The organism is Stenotrophomonas sp. YJH_SMC_29, from assembly GCF_059371235.1.
The window spans coordinates 69470-82577 of the sequence record NZ_JCAFUK010000007.1; the positions used below are offsets into that span (position 1 = coordinate 69470).

Sequence of the window (13108 nt, forward strand, 5' to 3'; positions counted from 1 at the left end):
AACGGGCTCGACGCCACCCCTGTCCCGCGCGCACCATGGTGGCCTGTCCGAAACGATGGGCCGTCATGCAGAGTTCCGCTGTAACTTCCCGCGTCGAGGCGTTCTGCCGGCGCTTTGGCGTATCCGTTCCGATCCTGCTGGCACCGATGGCCGGTGCCTGTCCGGTGCCGTTGTCGGCCGCGCTGGCCAACGCCGGCAGCATGGGCGCGATGGGCGCGGTGTTGTCCTCTTCGGCCGATATCGGTCGCTGGATGGACGAATTCCGCGCCGCTTCGACCGGCCCGGCCCAGGTGAACCTGTGGGTGCCCGATCCCGCACCGACCCGTGATGTGGCCGCCGAGGCCGCCAGCCGCGCTTTCCTCGCGCAGTGGGGCCCGGACGTGCCAGCCAGCGCCGCCGACGCCACGCCTGCCGATTTCGAAGAACAGTTCGCCGCGCTGCTGGCGGCGCGTCCAGCGGTGGCCTCGACCATCATGGGCGTGCTGCTGCCGCGCCACGTGCAGCAGCTGAAGGATGCCGGCATTGCCTGGATCGCCTGCGCGACCACGTTGTCCGAAGCGCGTGCGGCACAGGACGCCGGTGCCGATGCGGTGGTGGCACAGGGCGCCGAGGCCGGTGGCCACCGCGGCGCGTTCGATCCGGCGCTGGCCGAGCGCCAGCTGGTCGGGTTGTTCGCACTGCTGCCGCGCCTGGCCGATCACCTGCAGATCCCGGTCATTGCCGCGGGCGGTATTGCCGACGGCCGTGGCATCGCTGCCGCACTCACTCTGGGCGCCAGCGCCGTGCAGATCGGCACCGCCTTCCTGCGCACGCCGGAAGCAGCGATTGCGTCGGCGTGGGCCGATGGGCTGGCCGCCAGCGAACCGGAAGATACCTGGCCGACGCGTGCGTTCAGTGGCCGCCTCGGCCGCGGCCTGGCGACCCCGTATGTGCGCGCCGCTGCTGCCGAAGGCGCCCCCGCGCCGCGCCCGTACCCGGTGCAGCGTGGCCTGACCGCGCCGATGCGCAGGCAGGCCGTGCAGGAAAATCGCCTGGCGGCGATGCAGGCCTGGGCCGGGCAGTCAGCATGGATGGCGCCGGCACAGCCGGCCGCCGGCGTGCTGCGCGGCATGTGGGAACAGGCGCAGGCACTGCTGCGATGAGGGTCACCTGCAATGGCCAGCCGGCGCAGGTGGAGGACCTGCTGCCGGCGCTGGTGAACTACGGCCACTTCACCTCGCTGCAGGTGCGCGGCCATGCGGTGCAGGGACTGGACCTGCATCTGGCGCGGCTGTCACAGGCCACGCGTGCACTGTTCGGCAGCGAGCTGGATACGGGGCAGGTACGGGGCTGGATGGCACAGGCGCTGCAGCAGGCCGGCCTGGCCGATGCCTCGCTGCGGGTGACGGTGTACTCGCGCCGGTTCGATTTCCGCAGCCCGCTGGCGGCGGTGCCGGTGGACGTGCTGGTGGCGGTGTCCGCACCGGTGGCCCTGGCCGCGCCCAAGCGCCTGCGCAGCGTGGCCTGGCAGCGCGAAATGCCGCAGATCAAGCATGTGGGCACGTTTGGCCTGTTCGCTGAGCGGCGCGCGGCGATGGCGGACGGATTCGACGACGTGCTGTTCGTGACCGCCGATGGCGAAGTGAGTGAAGGCAGTACCTGGAACCTGGCCGTGCACGATGGTGAACGGCTGCTCTGGCCGCAGGCGCCGGCCCTGCGCGGGACCGCCGAGGCGCTGTTGAAGCAGCATTGGCCGGGGACACAGGCGACGCAGCCGTTGCGGCTGGCGGACCTGGGCAGTGTGAAGGCCGCTTTCGCCTGCAACGCCAGCGGCCTGTGGGCGCTGGACGCCATCGACGGGCACGTGTTTTCTGGCTCGCAGGCCTTGGCTGAACGGGGCAGGGCGGTGCTGGCGGCGGTGCCTTGGGACAGATTGGGGTCAGCTCCCTTTTGCGGCGCAAAAAGGATCTGACCCCGGGCGAGCTCCCCGGGGTTGGCTCGGCCGGGCTCTGCCGCTATAATCGCCCGCTTACCTCGCCATCCTGGCGACTGGGCAATAGGAAAAACACCATGGTCAAGATTCGACTGACCCGCGGCGGCGCCAAGAAGCGTCCGTTCTACCACATCATCGTCACCGACGTGCGCAGCGCGCGCGACGGCCGCAACATCGAGCGCGTTGGCTTCTACAACCCGGTCGCCCAGGGCGCCGAGAAGCGCATCGAGCTGGACCTGGCCCGCGTTGACCATTGGGTCAAGAACGGCGCCCAGCCGACCGACAAGGTCCGCAACCTGATCAAGGAAGCGACCAAGTCCCAGGCCGCTGCGGCCTGATCCTGACGGGCCACGCTTCGGCGTGGCCCTCTTGGTTGAAGCAGATGAAAGATATCGAGCGCCGCATCCTGCTGGGCAGGGTAGTCGGCGCTTTTGGTGTGCGCGGCGAGATCAAGCTCGAGTCCTGGACCGAGCCACGTTCCGCCATTTTCCGTTACCAGCCGTGGATCGTGCGCAGCCCGTCCGGCGTGGAAACCACGCTGGAAGGCGTGCGTGGCCGTGACAGCGGCAAGCACCTGGTCGCCCGTTTCCCCGGCGTCGAGGACCGCGATACCGTCGAAGCGATGCGCGGCACCGAGATCTGCGTGGCCCGCAGCGCGTTGCCGCCGCCGAAGCCCGATGAGTACTACTGGGTCGACCTGGAAGGCCTGGACGTGAAGACCACCGAGGGCGTTGCCCTGGGCCAGGTCTCGCACTTGTTCAGCACCGGTGCCAACGACGTGGTGGTGGTCCGTGGCGACCGCGAGCGGATGATTCCGTTCGTGCAGCCGGATTTCGTCAAATCGGTCGATTTCGAGGCCAACCTGGTCGTGGTCGACTGGGATCCCGAGTTCTGAGCCTGAGCATGCGTTTCGACGTCATCACCCTGTTCCCCGAATTCCTCGCCCAGTCCGCTGGGTTGGGCGTGGTCGGGCGTGCGCAGGAGAAGGGGCTGTTCAGCCTGCATGGCTGGAATCCCCGTGATTACGCCGAAGGCAATTACCGCCGCGTGGACGACCGTCCGTTCGGCGGCGGTCCGGGCATGGTGATGCTGATCGAGCCGTTGCAGGCCTGCCTGCAGGCGATCCGTGAGGCTGATCCGACCCCGGCTCCGGTGATCTACCTCAGCCCGCAGGGTGCGCCGTTGACCCAGGCCAAGGTGCGGGAACTGGCGGCGCTGCCGCGCATGGTCCTGCTCTGCGGCCGTTACGAGGGCATCGACGAGCGTTTCCTGGAGGCCAATGTCGACCAGGAGATCTCCCTCGGCGACTACGTGCTGTCCGGCGGCGAGCTGGGCGCGGCGGTGATCATCGACGCCGTGGCCCGCCTGCAGGACGGTGCCCTGAACGATGCGGAATCGGCGGCGCAGGACAGCTTCGAGGGCGACCTCGGCCTGCTCGACTGCCCGCATTACAGCCAGCCGGCCCAGCACCCGCTGGGGGACGTGCCGGAGGTGCTGCGCTCGGGCAACCACGCGGCCATCGCCGCCTGGCGCCGCCAGCAGTCGCTGCTCCGGACCGCCCAGCGGCGCCCGGACCTGCTGGATGAACAGGCACTGGGCAAGGCCGACCGCAAACTGCTGGAGCAGGGCCGCCAGGCCCGGAACCAGAAGGCCAGCCCCTAGCGCAGGGCTGGCTTTATCGGCTATCATGACCAATTCCCGCCAGCCCCGGTTGGCGCGCGCAGTACCCAAAACAAACGTGCAGCACAGTCCGGTGACTGCATGAGCCTACGTTGTCGATACGACACGCCCACCCGAACAAGAATCGGTGTAACCCATGAGCAAGCTGAACAAGTCCATCGTCGCGGAATTCGAATCCGCCCAGATCACCCGTGAACTGCCGAAGTTCAGCCAGGGCGACACCGTTGTCGTCAACGTGAAGGTGAAGGAAGGCAGCCGCGAGCGCGTGCAGGCCTACGAAGGCGTTGTCATCGCCACCAAGAACGCCGGCCTGAACTCCTCGTTCACCGTCCGCAAGATCTCGCACGGCTACGGCGTCGAGCGCGTTTTCCAGACCCACAGCGCCATCATCGACTCGGTCGAAGTGAAGCGTCGTGGTAAGGTCCGCGCCGGCAAGCTGTACTACCTGCGTGGCCTGGAAGGCAAGGCTGCCCGCATCAAGGAAGACCTGGCTGCCGCTGCTGCCGCCAAGGCTGCCCGTCTGGCCGACAAGGCCTGATAAACAACTTCGGTTGTTGCCGCGACGGCCACCTTCGGGTGGCCGTTTGCGTTTCCGGCATCGCATCGGCCACGATGAATTGATGAATGACATCAACCGGCATTACCCCGCCGTGATCCAGTCGGCGCTGCGCTTCCTGGACGGCAAGGGGCTGGCACGCGGGCAATCGGCGCCGCTGTTGCATCGGCTGCTGTGGCGCGCCGGCATCGCACTGCCGCCGCCGATCCTGGCTGGCTTCGGTACCAACGCGCTGGTGCAGGGCCTGCTGTTCGGGCTGTTCTGGACCGCGCTGATGTGGCTGATGCTGTGGCAGGGCAGCGAACGTCCGCTGGTGCTGTTGCTGGTGGCCGGCCTGTTGGGCGGAGCGCTGTTCGGCATGGTGATGGCGGCGCTGATGCGCTCGCTGCGCCGCCACCGCAAGCTGCCGGACTGGCGCCAGTTCCGGGCGCGGCAGGCCGATTGAGTCGATGGCGCACTGCGCCGTGACCGACGGCTACGGGCCGCGTTAGGCTGCCGCATCATCCCGATGCCCGTACGTGCGATGCCTGCCAAGCGAACCGCACCCGCCGCTGCGCCCACCCTGCTGTCCGGTGGCAACCCGCAGATCGCCAAGGGCGAGGGCGATGCCCCGGTGCAGGCGTACATCGCCGCCATGCCGGACTGGAAACGCCCGATTGGCGCGCGACTGGATGCCCTGATCGAACGGGCCGTACCCGGCGTGCACAAGGCGGTGAAGTGGAACTCGCCGATGTATGCGGTGGCCGCCGGCGCGGGCTGGTTTCTCAGCTTCCATTGCTTCACCCGCTACATCAAGGTGGCCTTTTTCCGCGGCGCTGCACTGACGCCGCCGCCACCGGAGCCGTCCAGGAGCGCCGACACGCGCTACCTGCACATCCACGAATCCGGCCTGTTGGATGAAGCGCAGTTCCTGGACTGGGTGCGCCAGGCCGCCGCGTTGCCCGGCGAGCGCATGTAAGCCCGGCATTCCGATTCCCTTCCCGACGAGAGCCCCTGATGGCCACGCATGCTCCGAACCCTGCCGATGCTGGAACCCCGGCGACCGAACTGATCGATGCACGCATCGCCGAGCTGGGTGACTGGCGCGGCGAAACGCTGGCACGCGTGCGTGCATTGATCCATGAAGCACTGCCGGACGTGCAGGAAACCTGGAAATGGCGCGGTACGCCGGTGTGGGAGCACAACGGCATCCTGTGCACCGGTGAGACCTACAAGCAGGCGGTAAAACTGACCTTCGCCCACGGGGCGGCGCTGGCGGACCCGAAAGGTCTATTCAACGCCAGCCTGGAAGGCAACACGCGGCGTGCGATCGACATCCATGAAGGCGTGATGCCCGATGCCGCGGCGTTCAAGGCGCTGCTGCGCGCGGCGGCGGCGTTCAACGCGGCGAAGAAGAAGCGGTAGAGCCGGCCGCTGGCCGGCTGTTACGCGATGCTTCCGGAGAGGTTTGAAGTTGCCGGCCAGCGGCCGGCACTACCGTGTCATGGGTTGGTCCGTGAGGTTGCCGGCCAGCGGCCGGCACTACCGTGGCGGCGCGGCATCCGGGTCGGCCACCGGCGATGGCGGGCAGGCCGGAATTTCCGACGGCGTGGCCAGCGCTTCGGCGTGTGACGGCTTGCCCAGCATCCTTGCCTTGCGCCAGCCGCCCCAGCGGTAATACGCCAGCGACAGCAGCATCGAGACCAGCGAGCTGACCGGGAAGCTCCACCAGATCGCATCGGCGCCCCAGTACGGCTGCAGCAGCTCGGCGAACGGCACGCGCACGCCCCACAGCGAGCCGGCCAGGATCAGCAGCGGCGGAATCACCGCGCCGGTGGAGCGCACCACGCCGGAGATCACGAAGCTGACGCCGAAGAACAGGAACGAGCCGATCACCACATGGTTGAGGTGACGGGCGATGTCCAGCGCCTGGCTGGCCGGCGGCAGGAACAGGGCCAGCAGCTGGCGATCGAACAGCACCAGCGGCAGGATCAGCGCACCGGTCAACAGGAAATTGAACAGCACGCCCTGGCGTGCAGTGCCGCGCACGCGGTCCCAGCGCTGTGCACCGACGTTCTGTGCGGCCATCGAAGAGCACGCCGCACCGATCGCCATCGCCGGCATCTGCAGGTAGTTCCACAGTTGCAGGGAAGCGCCGTAGCCGGCGGCGGTGTCGGTGCCGTACTGGTTGACCATGGTCATCAGCAGGATCACCGACAGCGAGATCAGCACCATCTGCAGGCCCATCGGCACGCCCTTGACCACCAGCGCCTTGAGGATGGCCATGTCGAGCTTGAACAGGCGCATGTCGGCGCGGCCGAGCCACAGGGTGTGGCGCTTGTGCCGCATGTACAGCAGCAGGCCGGCCAGCGACAGCGTCTGCGCGACCAGCGTGGCCCAGGCCGAGCCGGCGATGCCCAGCGCGGGGAGCGGCCCCATGCCGAAGATCAGCACCGGGTTCAGCACGATGTCCAGCGCCACCGACACCAGCAGGAAACGGAAAGGCGTGCGCGAATCACCGGCGCCGCGCAGCGCAGCGGTGAGGAAGGCGAACGCGTACAGCGTCGGCATCGCCAGGAAGATGATCTGCAGGTAGGCCTCGGCCAGCGGCAGCGAGGCGGCCGGCGTGCCCATCGCCGCCAGCAGCGGGTGGGCCATGAACCAGCCAGCGATGGCGATGATCACCGACAGGCCGATGAAGAACGTGGCGCTGGTGCCGACCACGCGGCGTGCCTGCGCGATGTCGCGCGCGCCGATCGCCTGGCCGATCAGGATGGTCGAGGCCATGCCGAAGCCGAACACCGAGCCGATCAGGAAGAACATGATGTTGTTGGCGTTCGCGGTGGCGGTCAGTGCCGCCTCACCGAGGAAGCGCCCGACCCAGACCGCGTTCACCGAACCGTTCAGCGACTGCGCGATGTTGCCCGCCAGGATCGGCAGGGAAAACAACAGGAGATTGCGGCCGATCGGGCCGGAGGTCAGGTCAAGCGGCGCTTTGGCCATGGAGTGGTGATCGAATCCCGGGAGGCGCACACTAGCACCAAGCCGGTTTGCGGGATGTGGCAATGCATCAACGACTGCAGGTGAAGCGGAGGCTGGCGCTGGCCTTGATCGGCGCCACGCTGGCCGCATGTTCGACAGGTGACCGGCTGGGCGATGCCCAGGTGCGGCCGACCGACCGTCCCGAGTGCCTGGTCGGCAGCCAGCGCCAGGATCTGTCTGCTGGCGTACCCACGTTGATCGGGGGCAGCGGCTGCCGCACCGACCCCGACAACCCGCGTCCCCTGAACAAGCGAACGGAGTAGTCCCTGCCGATGACCGAGCTTTCCCCGTTTTCGCCCAGCGTCCGCCTGGACATCTGGCTGTGGGCGGCCCGTTTCTTCAAGACCCGCAGCCTGGCCAAGCGGGCGATCGAGACCGGCAAGGTCAGCGTCGCCGGGCAGCGCCCGAAATCCTCACGCGCGGTGCGCGTGGGCGAGCAGCTGCAGGTCGACCGCGGTGAGGAGCATTTCGAGATCCAGGTGCTCGGCCTGAGCGACCAGCGCGGTCCCGCACCCGCGGCGCAGCAGCTGTATGCCGAGAGTGAGGCCTCCAAGGCACGCCGTGCCGAACAGCGCGCGCTGCGCATCGCGGCGCGCGATGGTTTCCAGCCGCCGGAGCACAAGCCGGACAAGCGCGCGCGGCGGTTGATCCGCGCACTCGGCGATATCGACGCTTTGTAAGCTGCAGGGCGCCAGACCGCGTCCGGCGCCCCCTTGGCTCAGCGCTTGCCGCCCAGCAGGCTGCCGCCGATCTTCAGCAGATCGCCCACCCCGAACTGGCCGTCACCGTCCTGGTCCAGCACGCTGCCAAGCAGGCCGCCGGCGATGCCGCCCTGCTGCTGCACCTGCTGCTTTTCCTGGCCGAGCGCCTGGCTGAGCGAGCCGGCATCGGCCTGGCCGCCACCGAGGCGCTGGGCAAGGAAGGCCATCACGATCGGGGCGAGGATCTGCAGCAGCTGGCTGGTGCGGCCGCTGTCGAGCTGGGTGGCCTGGGCCAGGCCGGTTTCCACCTTCTGCTGGCTGCCACCGAAGATGTGGCCGAGGATGCCGGCGCCGTCGCTGGCGGCACCACCGCCACCGCCGCCCAGCACCGAACCGAGCACGCTGCCCAGGTCCAGCCCACTGTGGTTGTTCTGCAGGGCGCCGAGCAGCGCCTGCGCGCCCTGCGGCTGCGAGGCGTTGTTGCCCAGCGCGCCCATCAGCACCGGCAGTGCGGCACTGATCGCGCCGGAGGCCTGGGTATCGCTGATGCCAAGCTGCTGCGACACCTGCTGCAGCGGGGCGCCCTGCAGTTTGGCGAGAAGTTCATCGGTCAGGCTCATCTGCGGAATCCTTGGTTGGGGTGGGGCGTGCCGAAGGTACGATGCGGACCGTTAAAACGGCGACGCCGCCCCACGGGGAGGCGGCGTGCCGTACGCGGGGTGGGCGATCAGAGCTCGATGTCTTCCGCGCCCGGGGTGGCGGCGGGGAACTCCGCTTCCGGCTGCGCCGGCTTGAACGGATCCGACGGCTGGCTGGCCAGTGCCTTCAGGGCCGCAGCGACGCCGGCACCGTAGGCCGGGTCGGCCTTGCTGCAGTTGTCGATGTGGCGCTGCTTGATGAAGTCCGGCGCATCGCCCAGAGCGCGGGCGGTGTTGGCGAACAGGCGGTCCTTCTGTGCCTGGTTGTAGCTGCGGAACAGGGCGCCGGGCTGGCTGAAGTAGTCGGCGTCGTCCTCACGGAAGTTCCAGAAGTCGGCGTCGCCGCGGATCTTCATCGGCGGTTCGCGGTACTGCGGCTGTTCCTGCCACTGGCCGTAGCTGTTCGGTTCGTAATGCGGCAGGCCGCCGTAGTTGCCATCCACGCGCATCGCACCGTCGCGGTGGTTGCTGTGCACCGGGCAGCGCGCGGCGTTCACCGGAATCTGGTGGTGGTTGACGCCCAGCCGGTAGCGCTGCGCATCGGAATAGGCGAACAGGCGTGCCTGCAGCATCTTGTCCGGCGACGGGCCGATGCCCGGCACCAGGTTGCTCGGGGCGAACGCCGACTGCTCCACGTCCTGGTACCAGTTGACCGGGTTGCGGTTCAGTTCGAACTGGCCGACTTCGATCAGCGGGTAGTCGCTCTTCGGCCACACCTTGGTCAGGTCGAACGGATGGATGCGGTAGGTTTCCGCCTCCAGTTCCGGCATGACCTGGATGAACAGCTTCCACTTCGGGAAGTCGCCCTTCTCGATCGCGGCGAACAGGTCGCGGCCATGGCTTTCGCGGTCATGGCCGACCAGGATCTGCGCCTGCGCGTCGGTCAGCGATTCGATGCCCTGCTGGCTGACGAAGTGGAACTTCACCCAGAAGCGTTCGCTGTCGGCGTTGGTGAAGCTGTAGGTGTGCGAGCCGAAACCGTGCATGTGGCGGAAGCTGCGCGGAATGCCGCGGTCGCTCATCACCACGGTCACCTGCAGCAGGGCTTCGGGCAGCAGCGTCCAGAAATCCCAGTTGTTGCGCGCGCTGCGCAGGTTGGTGTGCGGGTCGCGCTTGACCGCCTTGTTGAGGTCGGCGAACTTGCGCGGGTCGCGCAGGAAGAACACCGGCGTGTTGTTGCCGACCAGGTCCCAGTTGCCTTCTTCGGTGTAGAACTTCAGTGCGAAGCCACGGATGTCACGCTCGGCGTCGGCGGCGCCACGCTCGCCGGCCACCGTGGTGAAGCGGGCGAACATCTCGGTCTGCTTGCCGACCTTCTCGAACAGCTTGGCGCGCGTGTACCGGGTGATGTCGTGGGTGACGGTGAAGGTGCCGAACGCGCCCGAGCCCTTGGCGTGCATGCGGCGCTCGGGAATGATCTCGCGGTTGAGGTTGGCCAGCTTTTCCAGCAGCCAGACGTCTTCCATCAGCAGCGGCCCGCGCGGGCCGGCGGTCCTGCTGTTCTGGTTGTCCACCACCGGCGCGCCGAAGGCCGTGGTCATCGGCGTGACCGGATCGTCGCCCTGCTTCTGTTTCGGCGTGGTGCTGAGCTCACGCTGCTGCTGGGCGGCGTCTGCAGGCGACGGCGCGGTGTGATACGGGCACTTGGGACTGTTGTTATCGGACTGGCTCATGGCTGGCTCCTGCGGGTGAAGACGTAGGGAAAACATCTTCACTCGACTTTAGCTAGCGCCAGATGAAATGAATAATCGAATGATCCGTTCAGTCTGATAGTTTCTGTCAATTGAAACGAAGAATCAGATTTGTAGAGCCTTTCGGACGGCCGCCCGCGCCGTGGCGGGAGGCCGAGGCCATGCGCGGCAGGGCTAGAGCAGTGCCTTCAGCCGGTACAGCGCTTCCAGTGCCTGCTTCGGGGTCAGCTCGTCCGGGTCGATGGCGGCCAGCGCTTCCTGGGCCTTGTTCGACGGCGCGGCGAACAGGCCGAACTGCTGCGGCGCATCCAGTGCCTGTGGCGCCAGTTCGGCGGCATGGCTTTCACCACCGCGCTGCTCCAGCTCGGCCAGGCGACGCCGTGCCTGTGCCACGGTGGCGCGCGGCAGGCCGGCCAGTGCCGCCACCTGCAGGCCGAAGCTGCGGTTGGCCGGGCCATCTTTCACCGCGTGCATGAACACCAGCGCCTCGCCGTGCTCGACGGCATCCAGGTGCACGTTGGCGATGCCGCTGCGGCCGCCTTCGTGCTGCTCGTCGGCCAGCGCGGTCAGTTCGAAGTAGTGGGTGGCGAACAGCGTGTAGCAGCGGTTCTGGTAGGCGAGGTGGCGAGCCACCGCGTCGGCCAGCGCCAGGCCATCGTAGGTGGAGGTGCCGCGGCCGATCTCGTCCATCAGCACCAGCGAATGGGCGGTGGCGTGGTGCAGGATGTAGCTGGTCTCGGCCATCTCGACCATGAAGGTCGACTGCCCGCGGGCCAGGTCATCACCCGCGCCGATGCGGGTCAGGATGCGGTCGATCGGACCAATCACCGCACGGCTGGCCGGCACGAAGCTGCCGATGTGGGCCAGCAGCACGATCAGCGCGTTCTGCCGCATGTAGGTCGATTTACCGCCCATGTTCGGGCCGGTGATGACCAGCATGCGACGGTCGGGATGCAGGTCCAGGTCGTTCGGTTCGAACGGCTGCTCACGCACCGCTTCGACCACCGGATGGCGGCCACGCTCGATCTTCAGGCACGGTGCGGTTTCCAGTTCCGGCCGCGACCAGTCCAGTGCCTGCGCGCGCTCGGCGAAGGCGGCCAGCACGTCCAGTTCGCTCAGCGCAGCGGCGCACTGCTTCAACGGTTCCAGCTGTTCGCCGAGGGTATCCAGCAGCTGCTCGTACAGGTACTTCTCGCGCGACAGCGAACGGTCGCGCGCCGACAGCACCTTGTCTTCGAACGCCTTCAGTTCTTCGGTGATGTAGCGCTCGGCATTGGTCAGCGTCTGTCGGCGGGTGTAGTGCACCGGCGCACGATCGGACTGGCCCTTGCTGATTTCGATGTAGTAGCCATGCACGCGGTTGTAGCCCACCTTCAGGGTGGGAATGCCGCTGCTCTCGCGCTCACGCAGTTCCAGATCGACCAGGAACTGGTCGGCATGGGTGGACAGGCGGCGCAGCTCGTCCAGCTCTTCATCGAAGCCGTCGGCCAGCACGCCGCCGTCGCTCAGCTTCAGCGGTGGCATCTCGGCGATGGCACTGGCCAGCAGCTGCGCGCATCCGTCATGTTCACCCAGCGCGGCATGCAGGGCCTGCAGGCGCGGTGAATCCAGCGGCGCCAGCACGTCGCGCACCGCCGGCAACAGGCCCAGGCCGTCGCGCAGGGTGGAGAAATCGCGCGGGCGCGCCGAGCGCAGTGCGACGCGGGTGAGGATGCGTTCCAGGTCGCCGAGGCGACGGAACTGTTCGCGGATGTCGGCGTCGCTGCCGCGATCGATCAGGGTCTCCACCGCATGGTGGCGCTGCACCAGCACCTCGCGCAGGCGCAGCGGGCGGTGCAGCCACCGGCGCAGCAGGCGCCCGCCCATCGGTGTCACCGTGCTGTCGAGCACGCCCAGCAGGGTATTGCGGGTATCGCCGTCGACGCGCGTATCCAGTTCCAGGTGGCGGCGGGTGGCGGCGTTCATCGCAATCGCCTCGCCGGCGGTTTCCATCGCGATCGAGGTCAGGTGCGGCAGGCGCTGCTTCTGGGTTTCCTCGACATAGCCGAGCAGGGCGCCTGCGGCGGCGGTCGCGCGCGGCTTGTCGTCGATGCCGAAGCCGCTCAGGTCATGCAGCTTGAAGAAGGCCAGCAGCTGGCGGCGGCCACTGTCGGCGTCGAACAGCCAGGGCGCACGGCGACGCACGCCGGTGCGCTGGCGCAGGAACTCCGGCCAGTTCTCCTCGTCCGGCACCAGCAGCTCGGCCGGCTCCAGACGGGCCAGTTCGGCTTCCAGGGCGTCGTCGGTCTCCACCTCGTTGACCAGGAAGCGGCCACCAGCGAGGTCGGCCCAGGCCAGGCCGTAGCCCTGCTTCGTGCGCGACAGCGCCATCAGCAGGGTGTCACGGCGCTCGTCCAGCAGCGCCTCGTCGGTCACGGTGCCGGGGGTGACGATGCGCACCACCTTGCGTTCGACCAGGCCCTTGGCCAGCGCCGGATCGCCGATCTGCTCGCAGATCGCCACCGACTCGCCCAGCGCCACCAGCCGTGCCAGGTAGCCTTCGTAGGCATGCACCGGCACGCCGGCCATCGGGATCGGCGCGCCGCCGGAGCTGCCACGCTGGGTCAGGGTGATATCAAGCAGCCGCGCGGCCTTGCGCGCGTCGTCGTAGAACAGCTCGTAGAAGTCGCCCATGCGGAAGAACAGCAGCAGGTCCGGATACTCGGACTTGGCTGCGAAGAACTGCTTCATTAAAGGCGTGTGTTCTGCGCCACCCTTGCTGGGCTTGCTTGTTTGATTGGAATCAGTGG

At 67.9% G+C, this 13108-nt stretch carries 15 protein-coding genes; 11 read left to right on the forward strand and 4 right to left on the reverse strand.

Annotation, left to right across the window (positions count from 1 at the left end):
• The first annotated feature begins 65 nt into the window (after window positions 1–65).
• The 9 genes from AC5P9I_RS09570 to AC5P9I_RS09610 all read left to right on the forward strand — a co-directional run bounded on the left by AC5P9I_RS09570 (window position 66) and on the right by AC5P9I_RS09610 (window position 5612).
• Window positions 66–1142: an NAD(P)H-dependent flavin oxidoreductase gene (locus AC5P9I_RS09570; RefSeq protein ID WP_064237920.1), complete on the forward strand. Its 1077-nt coding sequence runs from the start codon at window positions 66–68 to the stop codon at window positions 1140–1142.
• Window positions 1139–1951 carry an aminotransferase class IV family protein gene (locus AC5P9I_RS09575; RefSeq protein ID WP_049465477.1) on the forward strand — a complete coding sequence of 271 codons (813 nt, stop codon included), beginning with the start codon at window positions 1139–1141 and terminating at the stop codon, window positions 1949–1951. Before AC5P9I_RS09570 ends, AC5P9I_RS09575 begins: the two co-directional genes overlap by 4 nt.
• Before the next feature lie 98 nt (window positions 1952–2049).
• The gene (gene rpsP / locus AC5P9I_RS09580; RefSeq protein WP_005415733.1) at window positions 2050–2310 is read left to right on the forward strand and encodes a 30S ribosomal protein S16; all 261 of its coding nucleotides are present in this window, start codon (window positions 2050–2052) and stop codon (window positions 2308–2310) included.
• Window positions 2311–2354: 44 nt separating this feature from the next.
• The gene (gene rimM, locus AC5P9I_RS09585; protein WP_049465479.1) at window positions 2355–2867 is read left to right on the forward strand and encodes a ribosome maturation factor RimM; all 513 of its coding nucleotides are present in this window, start codon (window positions 2355–2357) and stop codon (window positions 2865–2867) included.
• Window positions 2868–2875: 8 nt separating this feature from the next.
• Window positions 2876–3634, forward strand: a complete 759-nt coding sequence (gene trmD, locus AC5P9I_RS09590; protein WP_049465481.1) for a tRNA (guanosine(37)-N1)-methyltransferase TrmD — start codon at window positions 2876–2878, stop codon at window positions 3632–3634.
• Between the two features lie 154 nt (window positions 3635–3788).
• Window positions 3789–4190: a 50S ribosomal protein L19 gene (gene rplS / locus AC5P9I_RS09595; RefSeq protein ID WP_005415736.1), complete on the forward strand. Its 402-nt coding sequence runs from the start codon at window positions 3789–3791 to the stop codon at window positions 4188–4190.
• A gap of 82 nt (window positions 4191–4272) precedes the next feature.
• Window positions 4273–4653 (forward strand): DUF6404 family protein, encoded by a 381-nt coding sequence (locus AC5P9I_RS09600; RefSeq protein ID WP_049465483.1) that lies wholly within the window; start codon window positions 4273–4275, stop codon window positions 4651–4653.
• 78 nt (window positions 4654–4731) lie between these two features.
• Window positions 4732–5166, forward strand: coding sequence for a DUF1801 domain-containing protein (locus tag AC5P9I_RS09605; RefSeq protein WP_049465488.1), 435 nt, complete (start codon window positions 4732–4734; stop codon window positions 5164–5166).
• Between the two features lie 38 nt (window positions 5167–5204).
• On the forward strand, window positions 5205–5612 hold the full coding sequence (locus AC5P9I_RS09610) for a DUF1801 domain-containing protein (protein WP_049465485.1): 408 nt from the start codon (window positions 5205–5207) through the stop codon (window positions 5610–5612).
• A gap of 117 nt (window positions 5613–5729) precedes the next feature.
• Here the strand turns inward: AC5P9I_RS09610 and AC5P9I_RS09615 are convergent, their stop codons facing one another.
• Window positions 5730–7190, reverse strand: coding sequence for an MATE family efflux transporter (locus AC5P9I_RS09615; protein WP_049464911.1), 1461 nt, complete (start codon window positions 7188–7190; stop codon window positions 5730–5732).
• 62 nt (window positions 7191–7252) lie between these two features.
• Between AC5P9I_RS09615 and AC5P9I_RS09620 the strand changes: the two genes are divergently transcribed.
• Together AC5P9I_RS09620 and AC5P9I_RS09625 are read left to right on the forward strand one after the other, a co-directional pair.
• Complete coding sequence (locus AC5P9I_RS09620; RefSeq protein ID WP_049464910.1) at window positions 7253–7492, forward strand: hypothetical protein; 240 nt, start codon at window positions 7253–7255, stop codon at window positions 7490–7492.
• Between the two features lie 9 nt (window positions 7493–7501).
• Entirely contained in the window at window positions 7502–7909 is a 408-nt protein-coding gene (locus AC5P9I_RS09625) for an RNA-binding S4 domain-containing protein (protein ID WP_130768602.1), read from the forward strand.
• Between the two features lie 38 nt (window positions 7910–7947).
• On the opposite strand, the gene AC5P9I_RS09630 is transcribed toward AC5P9I_RS09625, so the two are convergent.
• The 3 genes from AC5P9I_RS09630 to mutS form a co-directional block, all read right to left on the reverse strand.
• Window positions 7948–8550 carry a DUF937 domain-containing protein gene (locus tag AC5P9I_RS09630; RefSeq protein ID WP_049464905.1) on the reverse strand — a complete coding sequence of 201 codons (603 nt, stop codon included), beginning with the start codon at window positions 8548–8550 and terminating at the stop codon, window positions 7948–7950.
• A 107-nt stretch (window positions 8551–8657) separates the two neighbouring features.
• Complete coding sequence (locus tag AC5P9I_RS09635) at window positions 8658–10301, reverse strand: catalase (protein ID WP_049464902.1); 1644 nt, start codon at window positions 10299–10301, stop codon at window positions 8658–8660.
• 192 nt (window positions 10302–10493) lie between these two features.
• Window positions 10494–13049, reverse strand: a complete 2556-nt coding sequence (mutS, locus tag AC5P9I_RS09640) for a DNA mismatch repair protein MutS (protein ID WP_231353169.1) — start codon at window positions 13047–13049, stop codon at window positions 10494–10496.
• Between the last annotated feature and the right edge of the window lie 59 nt (window positions 13050–13108).